This is a genomic window from Neptunomonas marina (assembly GCF_004005935.1).
GTDB lineage: Bacteria > Pseudomonadota > Gammaproteobacteria > Pseudomonadales > Balneatricaceae > Neptunomonas > Neptunomonas marina.
Genome location: NZ_SACQ01000007.1, coordinates 37,955 through 54,301 on the forward strand (window position 1 = coordinate 37,955; position 16,347 = coordinate 54,301).

Consider the following 16,347-nt stretch of genomic DNA (forward strand, 5'->3'; position numbering starts at 1 on the left):
TTTGGTTTGCCCTGCGTGTGAGATCGATATAGCAGGCGGCTGTTCAAGCAGGTAGGGGAGCTTGTTACCTTTATGTTTTTTGTTATCTCTTCCCGCTTTACCGCTATTGCGTTGGGCGGGCTTTTACTGTTTTTCTCGATGCTGACTAGCGCATTGGATCGCGTCACCTTGCAGTTGCGTTGGGATCATCAATTTCAGTTTGCCGGCTACTATGTTGCGCAATGGAAAGGTTACTACCTTGAAGAGGGTATCGATGTTGAGATTCGCTCTGCTGTGAGTGATAAAGGCATCAAAAGCGCAACACAGGAAGTGGCTGCGGGAAACGCTGACTTTGGTATCGGTGCTGCGGATATTCTGATAGCAAACGATAAAGGCGCAGGCCTGATGGTGGTTGCGCCTATTTTACAAACAAGCGCAGCGGCAATGTATGCGCTAGAGCCGACCCCGATGACCCGTCTTGCAGACCTGATGGAACTGCGTGTGGCGCGGCGCGAGAATGATCTGATCGATGTTGAGCTACAAGCGATGCTCAGAGCTGAGGGTTATAAGCCTAGTGCACTAAAAAGCTATCCGCATGGTTCAAGCCTCAACCACTTGATTAACGGGGATGTGGATGTCGTGCCCGGGTATCGTATATCAGTACCTTTTGAGGCGATGTTTGCTGGCGTAAAGGTGAGAGCGCTGTATCCTGCGACCTATGGTATTGATTTCTATGGCGACAGCCTGTTTGTCAGCCGTGACTTAGTCTCAAAAGACCCTAAGCTGGTAGAGCGCTTCAAGCGTGCCTCTTTAAAAGGGTGGCAATATGCACTCAGCCACCCAGACGAGATAAGCCGACTGATTGCGGAACGGCTGCCACGAACCGCCCCTTTAGAGGGCAACTTTGCCGCTTTCAACCGCTTCCAAAGTGAAGCCTTGCAGGATCTAACCCTTTTTAAGCATGTTCCCCTTGGTCAGCTTAACCCGCAGCGTTGGCGGCAGATGCATGCGCAGCTTAAGCGGTTAGGCTTGATTGAGGGCGAGTTTAAGCAACGTGCCTTTGTCTTTGACCTGCCTGCTATTCAAGAAGCGCGCTCGCGCCACCTATTTATGCTGTTTGTGATAGGGATGAGTGCACTCATCATACTAGTGATCGTGTTTTACATCTGGTCCGCTGCGTTAAAGCGGCAGGTTTCGATGCGTACGGCACAGTTCCATGATAGCGAACGACGCTACCAAGGCGTGTTTGAAAGCAGTGAAGTGGCTATCTGGAACCAAGATTTTTCCGCTATTTACGACGCATTTAGTGAGCTACGTGCCCAGCAAGTGGTAGATCTGCGAGATTATTTTGCTGAGGATGAAGCACGCATCTGGCTTTTGGTTGAGCGTTTGCGGATGGTCGATGTTAATCCTGCGACGCTACGGCTATTAGGCGCGGGTTCACAGGAAGAGTTGCTAGCGCGTATCGCAGAGCTCTATGACAAGGATACGGCGCAGCTTTTCGCAGAGCAGTTTGTTGCGATTTGGGAGCAGCAGCCACTTTATCGTGCTGAACATCAGATCCGTACTCTTCGTGGTGACTACGCATCGGTGATGGTGAGCTTTCCTGTGGCCAAAGATCGTGAGGCTGCGCGCAGTGTAGCGATCACACTGGTTGATTTAACAGAGCATAACCGGCGCGAAGCGCGTCTGCGCACCTTGTATCAAGCCGTCGAACAAAGCCCTGTTTCCGTCATGGTAACGGACCCTTTGGGGGCGATCGAATATGTTAACGGCACATTTGAACGACAGAGTGGCTATCGTGCAGATGCACTGATTGGCAGCAATGCACTGGAGCTATATAGCCAGTCCCGCAGTGACGTCTCTTTGAAAGAAGTGCTCGTTAGTCTGCGCGAAAATCAACACTGGGAAGGAGAGATAGAGAACATCAACAAAGCGGGCGATATTGTTTGGGAGGCCGTCAAAGTGGCGCCTGTTGTTGATACCTCAGGCACAGCCAGCCACTACTTGATTCTTAACGAGGATATTACCCTGCGTAAAGAGTATGAGGATCGTATTCTCCATCAAGCGCGCTTTGATCAACTAACCGGGCTCCCCAATCGGCTGAATATGCTTGAGCGTTTACGCAGTATGCGCAAGGATGCTGAGCGCAAAGGGCAGAGTTTGGCGGTACTATTTCTGGACTTAGACGACTTTAAAAAAGTTAACGATACGTTGGGCCATGAGTTCGGCGATAAACTCCTGATGAAAGCTGCACAGCGCTTACGTAACGCTGTGGGCGAGACGCAGGCTGTAGGTCGTCTGGGCGGAGACGAGTTTATCGCACTGCTGGCAAACAGCGGTGAGACTGATGCTATCGAGCCGCTACTCGCTCAGTTACTCGCAGCATTTCAAACCCCTTTTAACCTGGGGCAGCGTGAAATCACCCTAACGGCCAGTATTGGTGTAGCAACCTATCCGAACGATGGGCAGAGCTGTTCGGAGCTGCTACGTAACGCTGATTCGGCTATGTACCACTCAAAACGCCAAGGGCGTAACACCTATACTTTCTTCAATCACAATATGGGTAAAGAGGTGTATCAGCGTTTGTTGCTAGAGGAGCAGATGCTGGGCGCTCTGTCGCGCAATGAGTTCGAGCTGCACTTTCAACCGCAGGTTTGTTTAGTCAGTGGCAAAATGTCAGGCGTTGAGGCGTTATTGCGTTGGACCAACCCCGTTTTAGGGGCGGTAGGCCCTGATCTTTTCATTCCCATCGCTGAGGAGTCGGGGCAGATTGTGCCGATTGGTAAGTTTGTCATTACCGAAGCGCTCAGTGCGGCACAGGCTTGGCAGCAGCAGGGATTAGACTTGCGCGTTGCGGTGAATCTATCGCCGCGCCAGTTTCGTGATGAAAACCTTACCCAGTTCATTCTGGATGAACTTAACCGCTTTGAGCTGGCGGCATCGGTGCTGGAGCTGGAAATTACCGAGGGCTTGCTGCTCAGCGGCCACCCCGGTGTTTCGGATGCCCTTACCCAACTGAGTGATGCTGGTGTCTCAATCGCTATGGATGATTTTGGTACCGGTTATTCATCGCTTAGCTATCTGCGGCGCTACCCCTTCGACCTTGTCAAGATAGATCGCTCCTTCATCCGTGACTTAATGCTCGACTCTGCAGATCAAGAGCTGGTCAGCGCCGCCATCTCTATGGCGCATGGATTAGGATTAAGTGTATTAGCAGAAGGGGTGGAAACTGAGGCGCAATGGGCTAGGCTGAAAGCGATGGGATGCGATGCAATACAGGGTTTTGTATTCAGCAAGCCCATACCTAGAGATGCTCTCACACGGTTGGCGCTGGCAGAGTCGACAAGGACACGTCAGAACACAGACCGACTGCCAGATAGTCACGAATACTTAGCTGCGGCACCGGACGCTGCTGATGCTGGATAAGAGTACCCAATGAAATTACGTAAGAAGCTGCTGGTCGGCCTATTCACGCTTTTCGCTGTTCTGAGCGTTGCTATCGTTATTGTGCTGAACATCATGGTGCTACCGGAAGTGGCGCGTCTTGAAGCTGCATTCCAGCAAAAGGATTTTGAGCGCGTGCGCATGGCTCTAGAATATGAACAGAAGCGCTTGAGTACCGTCGCCGTTGACTGGGCGCAATGGGACGATACCTATACGTTTGCAGAGACCCGCAGCTCAGATTACATCGACTCAAACTTCCCGACGAATCAGCTGGATATCCTCGATGCGAGCTTTGTCATCATACGTAACGCGCAGGATCTCCTCGTGCTAAATGTTACTGAAGCGCCTTGGGAAACCTCGATTTGGCGTGAAATCAATCAGCCTCTACAGAGCAACCCGTTGCGTTTTATCAGCGATGAAGATGACGCTGCATCAGGGCTTTTCTGGCTTGGTAGTCGCGCGTATATCATTAGTGCGAGCCCGATCCTGAATAGTGAATCAGAGGGGCCGATAAGAGGTTATTTTTATATCGGCAGAGCGATTGATGAGTCCTACCAGGCGGCTGTTTCCGAGATGGTGCAAACCTCAATTGAGCTGACGGCTTCACAAAAAGAGTCGGCTGCCAAAAAGAAAACGCTACCAGATTTTGTGGGCAGCTTTAGTTTTGTTAATGCCCCCGATGCAGAGCTAGATGTGTATTGGCCCCGCGAGAGCGTATTTTACGACGAAGCATTAAAGACCATCCGCTATACCGTACTAACTGTGCTAGGGATCGGATTGATCGCGATGGCGATCGCTTACGTGGCGTTTCGTCACAGTGTCATGTTGCCACTTACGTTACTGATTCGCCAAACAGAGGAGTTTGGTGAAAAGAAAGCGATGCGCGCTTTTCGGGCGTTGCGCCGTGATGATGAGTTTGGCGAGCTTTCTGCCAGCTTTAAACGCATGGCACAGAAGCTGAGTGAAAGCTGGTGGCTACTTGAGCGTGAGCGCAGCGACTTTGAACGCGCCAGTGTGACCGATGCGCTCACTGGGTTGCGTAATCGGCGCTATCTGGAGCAGCGCCTCAATGATGAAGCGTTGTGGCAAGGTGAGCACCAGTGTGCGTTTTTTATGCTCGATATCGATCTCTTTAAGCGGATTAACGATCATTATGGGCATGATGTGGGCGATGTTGTCTTGCAGCAGTTTGCGGCGTTACTGCAAGAGGAATGCCGCGAGCAAGATATTCTGGTGCGTTACGGTGGTGAAGAGTTCACGATTGTGGCGCAGGGGCTTGGGTTTGATGCGGCCAAAGGGGTTGCTGAGCGCATCCGTCGTCGTATCGAAACAGAGGTGTTTGGTGGTACCGCTGCACAGGTCTACTTGAGCTGCTCGGTGGGGTTTTTCTGCGTGGACAAAATCGCACAGCAACACCTGCAAACCTACTGGCCAGATATGCTGAAAGTTGCCGATATTGCTCTGTATCTGTGTAAACGCAATGGGCGTAACACGTGGCTTGGGCTGGACGCTGTCGATATTGATCGCATCCAACCCTGTCCGGTGAGCTCTCAAGACTTACGCCAGTATGTGCAGCAGGGTGTGATGCAGCTATCTAGCCATCGTGCTGAAGAGGATAAACTGGTCTGGTTTTAGCGCTTGCCAAACACATCTTGAAGCAGCTCGGTGGTGCGTGCGATAGGCTGCTGGCGGATCCGTTTCTCCTCCTCTGCCAAGCGCACAAATAGGCCATCGAGTGCTGCTTCTGTCACATGATCACCCAAGTTAGGGCTCATACCCTTGAGCATTGGAACCTTATTTTCAGCCTCCCCAACCAGTAACTGATACGCTTGCGTCACGCCGCTGCTGGACATCGCCTCTTCAATCAGCGGCTTGAGCTTGGTTTGTAACTGCGGGCGGGTTTTTTCATCGAAGTAATCCGTGGCAGCGGTCTCTCCGGCGGTGTAGATCCGCTGCACATCTTCAAGCGTCATCTGCTCAAGCGTTTGTGTAAAGATGGGGGTAGCGGTTGTGATCGCTTTTTCTGCCGCTTGGTTCATGCTGGCCTCAAATGCGTCCACCTGATCGGAGAAACCATAGTTGCGTAGCAGTAACCCAACTGTATCAACACCCTTAGGTAGAGGAATTGCCACGTCTTTGTAGTTCGCATAACCGCCATCGCTAGCTAACCGAGCAATCGCGCGCTCACCGCCAATCTGCAATGCCTCTTTTAGCCCTTTGGCAAGCGTAGCGCTATCGACGCCCTGTGGCAGTGCGATGGCGCTTTGAGAGTCAGCCTTTAAAAGCTGCTCGCCTTGCTTCAATAGGTCGTCTAAGCCTGCTGATGCGGGCATTGCAACGGTGAGTGAAAGTGCCAGTGCTGCCGCAGATATGGCGTGAGTGGAATAGGTCATGACGACTCCTTGCTGATCGCTCTTGATGTGTTGGCGAGGCGCGCATGGCGCTTATCTCTAAACCAGCTTCGCACAGCCGGTAGGCGGTTGACCAGTACTGCAAGGAAGATAAGCACGCAGCCACTAAACTGCAGCAGGGTCATTGACTCGCTAAACCATAACGCCGCAAACAGGGCAGCCCAAACTGGCTCTAATGTCATGATAATGGCTGAGTGGCTGGCGGGCGCTAAGCTCTGTCCGCTGGTTTGTAGCAGAAATCGCAAGCTGGTTGCGATCAGTGCACTGGCCGCCAGCCAGCCCCAGATCGCGGGAGGTTGCTGGAAGTCCCAGCTTTCTAAAACGGCTGAACCGCCCGCCGTAATGACACCGGTCAGCAATAATTGAACGGCCGTCAGAGGCAGTGGCGAGATCTTCGCGGCTGCGCGGGAGTTGAGGATAAACACGAACGCGATAAACAGCGCCGATAGCAAAAAATAGATCTCAGCTAGACCAAACCGCAGCTCACTGTCCAGTGATAAGCACGCTAACCCGGCCACCACAAACGGGAGCGATATAAACACATAGCGGTTGGGACGCTCGCCAAACAGGAGGCTGATCAACGGCACCATCACGATACCCAAGCTGGTGAGGAATGCCCCGACGCCAATATGGGATGCATGTTTAAGGCCTAAAATCCAAAACGTCATCGCAATACCAAATGTCACGCCAACCACCGTGGCGCTGCGCCATTGGTACGCACTGAAGTTGCGCAGCGCCCTCCAGCCAATGACCGCCAGAATGAGCCCAGCACTTGTGAAGCGCAGGGCCATAAAGAGCAGTGGTGAAAGACCTTGAACCGCTTCGCGCGAGAAGATCCAACCAGCCGCTGCAACGAGTGTGGTGATCAGTAGTAGGAGATCTGCTCGGTGATGTGTGGTCACGCTTACCGTCCTGTCTGTAATCCATGTGAAAAGGGCAGCATGGTAGCAAAATTTAGCGGCTAAACCGTGTTTTGACGGCTGCATAAGTGTGTTGCAGCGGAGTAGATGTTGGGTAAGCGGTACCGTGAAATGGGTCATTTCAAACGTGCGTTTATTAATATCTTACTAATATCGGGATCACTACTATGCGCAGCTTTTAACCAATTAAAGGCACAAAACATGGCAGTTTCGCTTCGGGATCTGAAACGCAGACGGGTTTCCAAGCCTGTTGAGGCAGTACTGGTTTCGCTCTTAATGGCAGCAGGCAGCACCTCGCTCGCAGCAGACGAAAAACGCATCGCGATCGTCTACTCTGATGAGAGCGCAGAGCAATTTTACGATAAATTTGCTTACCAGCAGCTCTTTGCCGCATCCCAGTATCAAGCGACGATGGCGGGAATTCCGTTCGATCTGATCAACGCCGCTGAGTTAACACAGTCTGAGCAATTGAAGCGTTACTCCGCTATTTTGATGCCAAATCTATCGCATATTCAGGCGGACTGGCGCGAGGCGATCGAGGCTTCGCTGGCTGAGGCGACCGCGGCAGGCGTTAGCTTAATCACCGCCGGAAACTTCTTAACCAATGATGCCGACGGCAATGTCCTGGCGGGTAACCCTTATCGTGCCACTGAAAACCTGCTGCAGCTGAGCTATTCCCAGTATTTTGGCGGAGTGGCAGCGAGCGTGACCACCTCGGCGGCACCGCACCCGGTGATTGATCAGTACGGCACGAACCAAGCGGTTGTGGATTATGGCCAGCTCTGGTTCAACAGCTATCAGCCACTCACCACCCATGCGCATGATCTTGTTAGCGTTGCAGTAAACGGCAGCACGGTGACCGGCGGTTGGGCTCTCGATCATGGCGATTACCGTGTTGTGCACTTCTCCAATGAGCAAGTCATGATGGATAACAACCTGTTGTGGCGTGCGCTCCAGTGGGCGACGTATGGCTCGCAAGAAGCCGTTGGCTTACAGATGACACGTGCCGACAGCCTCTTTTATGCGCGCAACGATATGGATCAATCGATGTTTGCCAACACGTTACACAACACCGATATTCCGTTACTGGATATCGTGACAACGTGGCAGAAAGATTATGATTTTGTTGGCTCGTTCTACCTAAATATTGGTAACAACCCAGCAGCGGGTGAGTACACGGACTGGAGCGTTTCTGCACCGCTATTCCAAGCGTATGCTGATCTTGGTAATGGCATTGGCAGCCACTCCTACACCCATCCACACCACACAACAGAGCTCACTGATGAGGAGCTAGTCTTTGAGTTTAAAGACAGTGCACAGGTGCTGCGCGATAACCTTCAGCTACCGGTTATAGGTGCTGCGGTACCGGGTAATCCCGAAGATGAGCGCGTGCGCACCGAGATGAAAAAGCACTACAAATATATCTCCGGCCGCACTGGCGATATCGGCTCTGGCTACCGTGGCGCCTTTGGTAAACTGACAGATAAAGATACCAGTCTCTACTTCAGCTTGAATATGTCGCCGGACTACACCCTCATTCAATACTTGAATCAGACCCCTGCACAGGCCTTAGCAACGTGGAAGCAAGAGTTTGACGCGCTAACGCGTTACGGCTCTGCGCCTATCGCTAATTGGCTATGGCACGATTATGCCGTGACCAACTCTGCTGATCTGTATGGCACCAATACGTTACGTGATCTGGTTGCCTATGCGGCCGAGCAAGGTACCGAGTTTATTACCGGTGAGGGTCTCTATCAGCGCCTGGAGCAGTTCGCGAATACGCGCTTAGATAGCGAAAAAACCGCCGATGGCTGGCGTGTCAGCGTTGCGGGTAACGATATCGGACACTTTGCGTTGAAACTGACAGCCGATACGCAGATTGCAGCGGTTGCCAACTGGTATGCCTATAACACCAATGAGGTCTTTGTACCGCGCCAAGGCGGCACATTTGAGATAAAAACAGGTGGCCAGCCTAGCGCTGTGACGCGTATCACTGACCTGCCGACTCGCGCTGAGCTGATTGACGTAACCGGCGATGGGCAGCAGCTTGCGTTTACCCTGCAAGGCCAAGGTGATGTGGTTGTCACACTCGCTTCATCTGCGCCGGTCACCGTATTAGGTGCAAGCAGCTACCAGCAGCAGGGAGAGCAACTGGTCATTACACTGGCTCATGCTGCTCAGCATACAGTCACAGTGAAGCCTACCGTGGTAGAGACGAAAGCCTGTTACTTGAAAGACCTGTACTCCAACAAGTATCTGGAGGATTACAACGGTTACTATGTTGCTTTGAGTGCTAAAAAAACCAAGCGTACCGAGTGGCAACTGGAGCGTTATGGGAGCCGTTATGTGCGGATTCGTAGCGTGAATAGCCAGCGCTATCTATCAGCAGCCAGCCGTTACTATCCTGTGTTATCTAGCACGCCACACCGCTACCGTGCGAGCTGGCGTTTCTATGAGGGAAGCCAAAGCACCAAGATCCGTAATCGCGGCTATGGCCGTTACCTGCGGGCGCGTAACTACTACCAAATTGATCTAACGAGCTACTCTAGCCACAGCGAGTGGGTCTTTGAAGGCGATTGCGCGATCAAGTAACCCAGCAAGATAGAGACCACTAAAGCCCTGCATCGCAGGGCTTTTTTATGCCACTTAGCTAATGCGGCATAGGTGGCCTTCGCTATCGAGGCGTTGTTTAATCCAGCTGCAAAATGCAGCGACTTTTGTGGCGATAGGTTTGTTGGGCAGCACCAGATAATGAGCGCCTGTTGATGGCAGCGTAAAGGGATGCGCTGCCACCAACTCTCCGCGCTTAATTTGCGCATCCACAACAAAACTACGGGCCAACAAAAGGCCGACCCCATTGCAGGCCGCATCGATAGCAATCGTGCTGGTATCGCTCTCTAAAATAGGCTGCGGCACCGCATTATGTATGCCCTGCTTGCGAAACCATTGCTGCCAGTTTTCACGATCTCCCATGGTGCTGATAAGCGGGCACTCCGCGATCTCAAAAGGATCCTCCGTGACGGGGTGATGTGCTAAGAACGCTGGGCTGGCAACCACCTGCCAATACTCATTAGTGAGGCGCTCTACACGCATACCGGTCCAATCTCCAAAGCCGTTAGAGATCTCCAGATCCGCCGCCTCCACTTCGGTTTGCGATGGCCACACCGATGAGATTAACCGGACCTGTAAATCGGGGTGTTGCGCGTAGAAATCGTTTAAGCGCGGCACGAGCCAGCGCTGCATAAAGCTGGTGCCACATTTAATTGTCAGCCGAGCGCGCTGATCCTTGCCAAATAGATCGTGGGTGCTGGCTAGCAAGCTGCTGAACGCCTCGGTCAAGATGGGCAGGTACGCCTGCGCGCTATCCGTGAGCTCCAGTTTGCGCGGCTTACGGATAAATAGCTGAGTACCGAGATACTCCTCGAGTAGCTTCACCTGCTGGCTGATCGCTCCCTGCGTGACATGTAGCTCCTCTGCTGCTCGGGTTAGGCTGCGCAGCCGTGCGGCAGCCTCAAATGCTTTCAGTGCATTTAACGGGGGGAGAGGTTTACGACGTGGAGACATAGTGCGCTCGTATGGGTTAGAAAATCTGAGGTAAACAAAGCGATGTTGCTAATGCTGGACCTTGGCTCAGCGCAGCCGAACGCCCTTGATAGCAAAAAAAGATGACAGATATGTTGCATATAGTTGCATGAAAGCTGGTTTTTTTAAGTTTTAGGTGCACTTTTTCGGTTCTCAGCGCGTCAATCACCACCATGCAACGCGTTCGCTAGCGCATTAGAATTTCTTATCAATGCGTGAAGATATGCTCCATTTTTTCTCGCGCAATCACTCGCCACAATGCTGCTCATCGAATGACAAAACAGGATGGGATTTCAGCATGAGTGCTGCCAATCAAACCACGCTAACCGCATCCCAGCTCGCACGTCAGCATTGGCTGGGTGTATTAGCTAAAGTGCCTGCCGAGCAGCTACAACAGCAGTGGGCGGCGTTGGACTTAACCCCCGATTATCAACTGATCCGCCCGCCGGAGATCGGCCTGACGATGGTGCGCGCCCGTGTGGGTGGCAGTGGTCAGCCGTTCAATATGGCAGAGATGACAATTACACGCTGCGCTATACGGCTAACCAGCGGCACGTTGGGCGTTAGTTATGTTGCGGGGCGCGATAAACGCAAAGCGCTCACCGTAGCTTTGGCAGATGCGCTGTTGCAAGAGGACACAGACCAGCAGCTTCAACAGCAGTTGGTTGTGCCACTGGAAGCCAGCCTACAAGCCGCTGCAGATGCGCGTGCCGCTGATGCCAGCCAAACCAAGGTGGACTTCTTTACGCTAGTTCGAGGAGAGGATGAATGAGCGTCTCAAGCGAGTTACTCGTCGCAGGTTTTAATGATGCCGTGCACGATGGCCAGCAGGTGTTTCGTGCTCTGCTCACGGCCATGAGTGAGCCGGGCAAGCTGCAGCAGCCAAATCTGATAGCTGAGGGACCGGGCGCGTTAAATGCTAATAGTTGGCAGGTGGCGTTAGCTTTGCTGGATGCTGATACACCAGTCTGGTTGAGTGAGCGCTTGGCCGCTGACGCCGCGATCTCGTCTAACCTGCGCTTTCATTGCCAAAGCCCCCAGGTGGATAGCCCGCAGCACGCAGCTTTCGCGTTGTGTGATGCCAGTGATGTTCCTGATATTACCCTGCTGAATATGGGCAGCGCCGAGCAGCCCGATCGCAGCACAACATTGATTGTTCAAGTTCCCGCGATTAGCAACGAGCCGCACTGGACGCTCACAGGGCCCGGCATCGCAACCGAGCGTCAGTTGCGCATCGGTGGGTTGAGCTCAACATTTGTTGAGCAGCTTATTGCCAGCCGCCAGCGCTTTCCGATGGGCATCGACTGCATCTTCTGCAGCGCCGACACGCTCGTAGCGGTGCCGCGCTCGACTCAGATCGATATCAACATGGGAGGCCGTTGAGATGTATGTTGCCGTAAAAGGGGGCGAGCAGGCGATCGATAACGCACACGCGTTGATGCGCAAGCAGCGCCGCGGAGATACCAAACTTGCAGAACTTACTGTTGCCCAGATCCAAGCGCAGCTGCCGTTAGCGGTTGATCGCGTCATGAATGAAGGGTCGGTTTACGATCCTGAACTGGCGGCATTAGCGTTAAAACAAGCCAGTGGTGATGCGGTGGAAGCGATCTTCCTGCTGCGCGCTTACCGCACCACACTGCCGCGTTTTGGTTACAGCGAAGCGTTGGATACCGAAGCGATGCAGATTGAGCGGCGTATCTCCGGCACCTTCAAGGAGTTGCCGGGAGGTCAGATATTAGGCGCCACTTATGACTATACCCACCGCCTGCTCGATTTTGCTTTGTTAGCAGAGGGCGAGGCGGCGCAAGCAGCGCGTGAGCCTGCGTCGTCAGAGCCGCTTGAGCCATGTCCGCGCGTTTTGGAGTTACTGAACCAAGAGGGGTTGATTGAACGCAGCCGCAACGAAGGCGAGCAAGATCAAACCCCACGAGATCTGACCCGCGAGCCTGTCACCTACCCAGCCGAGCGTACCGTGCGGTTACAGAACCTAGTGCGCGGCGATGAAGGTTTCCTGCTCGCCTTGAGCTATGCCTCCATGCGCGGCTATGGCGATAGTCACCCCTTTGCGGGCGAGCTGCGTACAGGCCGTGTGAGCGTTGCGCTGGTGCCGGAGGAGCTCGGTTTTGCGGTGGAGATTGGTGACATGCTGCTCACCGAGTGCGAGATGGTAAACCAGTTCCATGGCAGTGCTACGGAGCCTCCTCAATTCACCCGTGGTTATGGTGTGGCGCTGGGGCGCTCGGAGCGCAAAGCGATGAGTGTTGCGCTGGTGGAGCGCGCGCTGCGTGCCGATGAGCTGGGTGAGATGGTGGCCTATCCCACACAAGATCAAGAGTTTGTGCTCTCCCACACCGATTGCGTGTCGGCCAATGGCTTTGTGTCGCACCTTAAGCTGCCGCACTACGTGGACTTCCAGTCGGAGCTGGAGATGATTCGCCGTCTGCGCCGCGAACAGCAGACCTCAACACAACAGACGGATGCGGAGCAGAACGATGTCTGAAGTCGCAACAGGTTATAACTTTGCTTACCTTGATGAGCAGTCCAAGCGGATGATTCGCCGCGCGTTGTTGAAGGCGGTGGCCATTCCGGGCTTTCAGGTGCCTTTTGGTGGTCGCGAGATGCCACTGCCACACGGCTGGGGAACCGGCGGTATGCAGGTCACAGCATCGGTTATTGGCCAGCAAGATACGCTGAAAGTGATCGACCAAGGCGCTGACGATACCACCAACGCGGTGAGTATCCGTCGCTTCTTTGCTCGCACGGCAGGCGTGGCCACCACCGAAGAGACCGCCGCCGCTGACTTGATCCAAACGCGCCACCGTATTCCAGAAACACCGCTGCGTAACGGCCAGATTTTAATCTATCAAGTGCCGACACCAGAGCCGCTGCGCTTTATTGAGCCGCGCGACTCGGAAACGATCAAAATGCACGCCCTGCGCGAGTATGGCGCTATGCAGGTCAAGCTCTATGAAGATGTGGCACGTTTTGGCCATATCGCCACCAGCTATGACTATCCGGTGATGGTGAATCGTCGCTACATGATGAGCCCCTCTCCGATACCGAAGTTCGATAACCCGAAAATGGATCGTATGCCGGCACTGCAGCTCTTTGGTGCAGGGTTCGAAAAGCGCATCTACGCGGTGCCGCCCTACACCCAAGTGACGAGCTTGGATTTTGATGATCACCCCTTCGAGGTGCAGAGCTGGGAAGAGAGCTGTGCCATCTGTGCAGCGCAAGACAGTTTCCTTGATGAGGTGATCACGGACGATGCCGGTAGCCGGATGTTCGTCTGCTCTGATACTGACTACTGCCGCCAACGTGTGGCGCAACAGGAGGCCAACCCATGAGTGCGCAAACAGCACAATGGCAAGATGTCGCGCCACTACTTCAGGTGCGTGAGTTAAGTAAGTTTTATGCGCCGGGTAAAGGCTGCGGTGATATTGATTTCGACCTCTATCCTGGAGAAGTACTGGGGATTGTGGGGGAGTCAGGCTCGGGTAAATCAACGCTGTTGAATGTGTTATCCGCCCGCTTAGCCCCCGATGCTGGGCAAGTGATCTACCAAAGCGAACAGTTTGGTGAGCTGGATCTATACGCCTGTGATGAAGCACAGCGCCGCGTTTTGATGCGCTCAGAGTGGGGCATTGTGCACCAACATGCCCGCGATGGTTTGCGCATGAACGTGAGCGCCGGAGCGAATATCGGCGAGCGCTTGATGGCGGTGGGTGAGCGCCATTACGGCAATATTCGTGAACGCGCACAAGCATGGTTGGAAGCGGTAGAGATCGATAGCAGCCGAATTGATGATCGTCCTAGCCAGTTCTCGGGTGGTATGCAGCAGCGCCTACAAATTGCCCGCAACCTGGTGACTCATCCGCAACTGATCTTTATGGATGAGCCCACCGGCGGCTTGGATGTATCGGTACAGGCGAAACTGCTCGATATGTTGCGTGGTTTGGTGGCGGAGCTGGGCTTGAGCGTCATTATCGTGACTCATGATTTGGCGGTTGCGCGGCTACTGGCGCATCGTCTGATGGTGATGCGTCGCGGCCAAGTGGTGGAGAGCGGTCTAACGGATCAGGTGCTAGATGATCCGCAGCACCCTTACACCCAACTGCTCGTCTCTTCGATTTTGCAAAACTGATGGATAAGACCATGACAACCATGATTTCGGTGCAGAACGTTGCCAAAACGTTCACGTTGCACAACCAAGGCGGCACCAGTTTTGCGGTGCTAGAGGGGATTTCACTGGCGGTTGCTGCCGGTGAGTGTGTGGTGCTGCACGGCCAATCAGGTGCCGGCAAGAGTACCTTTTTAAAGGCGCTATATGCCAACTACAGCGTCGATGCGGGCGCTATCGTGCTGCGCGATGGTGAACAGCAGGTGGATATTACCCAAGCTCCGCCGCGCCGTATTATCGCACTGCGCCAGCAAACGCTGGGGTATGTATCCCAGTTTTTGCGTGTCATTCCGCGGGTGCCCACGCTAGAGGTGGTGATGCAGCCGCTCTTGGATTTAGGGGTGGCACGGGAGGTATGCGAGGCCAAGGCACGGGAGCTACTAACCCGCTTGAATGTGCCGGAGCGGCTGTGGCAGTTAGCGCCGAGCACTTTTTCCGGCGGCGAGCAGCAACGGGTGAATATCGCCCGTGGCTTTATCGTCGACTATCCCATTCTACTGCTGGATGAGCCCACCGCGTCTCTGGATGCGAAGAATCGCCAAGTGGTGGTGCAGCTCATCAACGAAGCCAAGCGCCGCGGCGCGGCCGTGGTAGGGATTTTTCATGATGAAGATGTACGCGAAGCCGTAGCAGATCGGCTGGTTGATATTCGCCTGAGTAAATAGAGAGACCGTGATGAAAGAGCAATTATTGACCAACGCGAAGTTGGTGCTGGCTGATGAAGTGATCACTGGAACGCTGCTGATCCGTGAGGGTGAAATCGCCGATATTCATACCGGTGTTTCCAGCGTGCCGATGGCGGAAGACCTCGACGGGGAATATCTGCTGCCCGGCCTGATTGAGCTGCATACCGATAACCAAGAGAAGTACTTTACCCCACGGCCCAAGGTGGACTGGCCGGCTCACATGGCTATGGCGACCCATGATGCGCAACTGGTGGCGGCGGGGATCACTACCTCGTTCGACTCAGTGGCGCTAGGTGATATCGTGGGCGACAGCACACGTGTCGAAAAGCTAGATGCGATGATCAACGCGATTATCAGCTCGCAGGAGCAGGGCTTAAACCGTGCCGAGCACCTGCTGCACCTGCGCTGTGAGGTGAGCTTTCCGGGTTTGATGTCCCTGTTTGAGCGTTATGTTAATCAGCCGTTGGTGAAGCTGGTTTCGGTGATGGATCACGCTCCAGGACAGCGCCAGTTCCCACCGGAAGCGATTGGTAAATATCGCGATTACTATCAGATTAAGTATGGTTTGAGCGATACCGAGCTAGATCGATTCGTCGCCGAGCAGCAAGCTAATAGTGCTCAGTATGCTGATCCGTTCCGGCGCCAGATTTGCAGCATGTGCCACGCGCGTGACATCACGATCGCTAGTCATGATGATGCCACCTTGGCCCACGCACAGGAATCAGCTGAGCTTGGTATGCGAGTTGCCGAGTTCCCAACCACACTCGAAGCTGCACGCGCGTCCCACGAACTAGGCTTGAAGGTGCTCATGGGCGCACCGAATATCGTCCGTGGCGGCTCCCACTCTGGTAACATTGCCGCCAAAGATCTGGCGGCGGCTGGAGTGCTTGATATTTTAAGCTCCGATTACTATCCATCGGCGTTGATTCAAGAGGCTTTCCTAGTGGCAGGGCTTGAAAACGATTACGACTTGGCTGCCGCTGTTCGCTTAGTAACGGCAAACCCTGCACAAGCGGCGCGGTTAACAGACCGAGGTGAGCTTAAAGTGGGCTTGCGCGCTGATCTTGTACAGGTCAATAGCCACTCGGTTATGCCGTTGGTGGAGCGTGTTTGGAGCCGTGGCAAACGGGTTTTCTAACATC

13 protein-coding genes are annotated in these 16,347 nt (G+C 53.8%); 10 read left to right on the forward strand and 3 right to left on the reverse strand.

What is annotated here, in order from left to right:
* Positions 1–72 precede the first annotated feature (72 nt).
* Entirely contained in the window at positions 73–3,408 is a 3,336-nt protein-coding gene (locus tag EOE65_RS14170) for an EAL domain-containing protein (RefSeq protein ID WP_127694981.1), read from the forward strand.
* A gap of 9 nt (positions 3,409–3,417) precedes the next feature.
* Complete coding sequence (locus tag EOE65_RS14175; protein WP_127694982.1) at positions 3,418–5,061, forward strand: diguanylate cyclase; 1,644 nt, start codon at positions 3,418–3,420, stop codon at positions 5,059–5,061.
* Here EOE65_RS14175 and EOE65_RS14180 read toward each other — a convergent pair.
* Together EOE65_RS14180 and EOE65_RS14185 are read right to left on the reverse strand one after the other, a co-directional pair.
* On the reverse strand, positions 5,058–5,819 hold the full coding sequence (locus EOE65_RS14180; protein ID WP_127694983.1) for a DUF4197 domain-containing protein: 762 nt from the start codon (positions 5,817–5,819) through the stop codon (positions 5,058–5,060). The two genes, EOE65_RS14175 and EOE65_RS14180, sit on opposite strands and share 4 nt — an antisense overlap.
* The gene (locus EOE65_RS14185; protein ID WP_127694984.1) at positions 5,816–6,739 is read right to left on the reverse strand and encodes a DMT family transporter; all 924 of its coding nucleotides are present in this window, start codon (positions 6,737–6,739) and stop codon (positions 5,816–5,818) included. The genes EOE65_RS14180 and EOE65_RS14185 overlap by 4 nt, the downstream gene beginning before the upstream one ends.
* A gap of 219 nt (positions 6,740–6,958) precedes the next feature.
* Here EOE65_RS14185 and EOE65_RS14190 point away from each other — a divergent pair, with 219 nt between their 5' ends.
* On the forward strand, positions 6,959–9,349 hold the full coding sequence (locus EOE65_RS14190) for a polysaccharide deacetylase family protein (protein WP_127694985.1): 2,391 nt from the start codon (positions 6,959–6,961) through the stop codon (positions 9,347–9,349).
* A 54-nt stretch (positions 9,350–9,403) separates the two neighbouring features.
* On the opposite strand, the gene EOE65_RS14195 is transcribed toward EOE65_RS14190, so the two are convergent.
* The gene (locus EOE65_RS14195; RefSeq protein ID WP_127694986.1) at positions 9,404–10,321 is read right to left on the reverse strand and encodes a LysR substrate-binding domain-containing protein; all 918 of its coding nucleotides are present in this window, start codon (positions 10,319–10,321) and stop codon (positions 9,404–9,406) included.
* A 316-nt stretch (positions 10,322–10,637) separates the two neighbouring features.
* Between EOE65_RS14195 and phnG the strand changes: the two genes are divergently transcribed.
* The 7 genes from phnG to EOE65_RS14230 are packed head-to-tail and all read left to right on the forward strand — an operon-like array spanning position 10,638 to position 16,343.
* A complete protein-coding gene (gene phnG / locus EOE65_RS14200) occupies positions 10,638–11,111 on the forward strand; it encodes a phosphonate C-P lyase system protein PhnG (protein ID WP_127694987.1) in 474 nt (157 codons plus the stop codon).
* Complete coding sequence (gene phnH, locus EOE65_RS14205; RefSeq protein WP_127694988.1) at positions 11,108–11,722, forward strand: phosphonate C-P lyase system protein PhnH; 615 nt, start codon at positions 11,108–11,110, stop codon at positions 11,720–11,722. Before phnG ends, phnH begins: the two co-directional genes overlap by 4 nt.
* Position 11,723: 1 nt before the next feature.
* Positions 11,724–12,839, forward strand: a complete 1,116-nt coding sequence (locus tag EOE65_RS14210; RefSeq protein WP_127694989.1) for a carbon-phosphorus lyase complex subunit — start codon at positions 11,724–11,726, stop codon at positions 12,837–12,839.
* Positions 12,832–13,686 carry an alpha-D-ribose 1-methylphosphonate 5-phosphate C-P-lyase PhnJ gene (locus EOE65_RS14215; RefSeq protein WP_127694990.1) on the forward strand — a complete coding sequence of 285 codons (855 nt, stop codon included), beginning with the start codon at positions 12,832–12,834 and terminating at the stop codon, positions 13,684–13,686. The genes EOE65_RS14210 and EOE65_RS14215 overlap by 8 nt, the downstream gene beginning before the upstream one ends.
* Complete coding sequence (phnK, locus tag EOE65_RS14220) at positions 13,683–14,483, forward strand: phosphonate C-P lyase system protein PhnK (protein ID WP_127694991.1); 801 nt, start codon at positions 13,683–13,685, stop codon at positions 14,481–14,483. Before EOE65_RS14215 ends, phnK begins: the two co-directional genes overlap by 4 nt.
* A gap of 11 nt (positions 14,484–14,494) precedes the next feature.
* Positions 14,495–15,184, forward strand: coding sequence for a phosphonate C-P lyase system protein PhnL (phnL, locus tag EOE65_RS14225; RefSeq protein ID WP_240657005.1), 690 nt, complete (start codon positions 14,495–14,497; stop codon positions 15,182–15,184).
* A 10-nt stretch (positions 15,185–15,194) separates the two neighbouring features.
* A complete protein-coding gene (locus EOE65_RS14230; protein ID WP_127694992.1) occupies positions 15,195–16,343 on the forward strand; it encodes an alpha-D-ribose 1-methylphosphonate 5-triphosphate diphosphatase in 1,149 nt (382 codons plus the stop codon).
* Positions 16,344–16,347 lie beyond the last annotated feature (4 nt).

Bases quoted from the DNA above. Each gene is read 5' to 3' on its own strand.
- EOE65_RS14170 (WP_127694981.1), top strand. From the start codon at position 73: ATGTTTTTTGTTATCTCTTCCCGCTTTACCGCTATTGCGTTGGGCGGG.
- EOE65_RS14175 (WP_127694982.1), top strand. From the start codon at position 3,418: ATGAAATTACGTAAGAAGCTGCTGGTCGGCCTATTCACGCTTTTCGCT.
- EOE65_RS14180 (WP_127694983.1), bottom strand. From the start codon at position 5,819: ATGACCTATTCCACTCACGCCATATCTGCGGCAGCACTGGCACTTTCA.
- EOE65_RS14190 (WP_127694985.1), top strand. From the start codon at position 6,959: ATGGCAGTTTCGCTTCGGGATCTGAAACGCAGACGGGTTTCCAAGCCT.
- EOE65_RS14195 (WP_127694986.1), bottom strand. From the start codon at position 10,321: ATGTCTCCACGTCGTAAACCTCTCCCCCCGTTAAATGCACTGAAAGCA.
- phnG (WP_127694987.1), top strand. From the start codon at position 10,638: ATGAGTGCTGCCAATCAAACCACGCTAACCGCATCCCAGCTCGCACGT.
- phnH (WP_127694988.1), top strand. From the start codon at position 11,108: ATGAGCGTCTCAAGCGAGTTACTCGTCGCAGGTTTTAATGATGCCGTG.
- EOE65_RS14210 (WP_127694989.1), top strand. From the start codon at position 11,724: ATGTATGTTGCCGTAAAAGGGGGCGAGCAGGCGATCGATAACGCACAC.
- EOE65_RS14215 (WP_127694990.1), top strand. From the start codon at position 12,832: ATGTCTGAAGTCGCAACAGGTTATAACTTTGCTTACCTTGATGAGCAG.
- phnK (WP_127694991.1), top strand. From the start codon at position 13,683: ATGAGTGCGCAAACAGCACAATGGCAAGATGTCGCGCCACTACTTCAG.
- phnL (WP_240657005.1), top strand. From the start codon at position 14,495: ATGACAACCATGATTTCGGTGCAGAACGTTGCCAAAACGTTCACGTTG.
- EOE65_RS14230 (WP_127694992.1), top strand. From the start codon at position 15,195: ATGAAAGAGCAATTATTGACCAACGCGAAGTTGGTGCTGGCTGATGAA.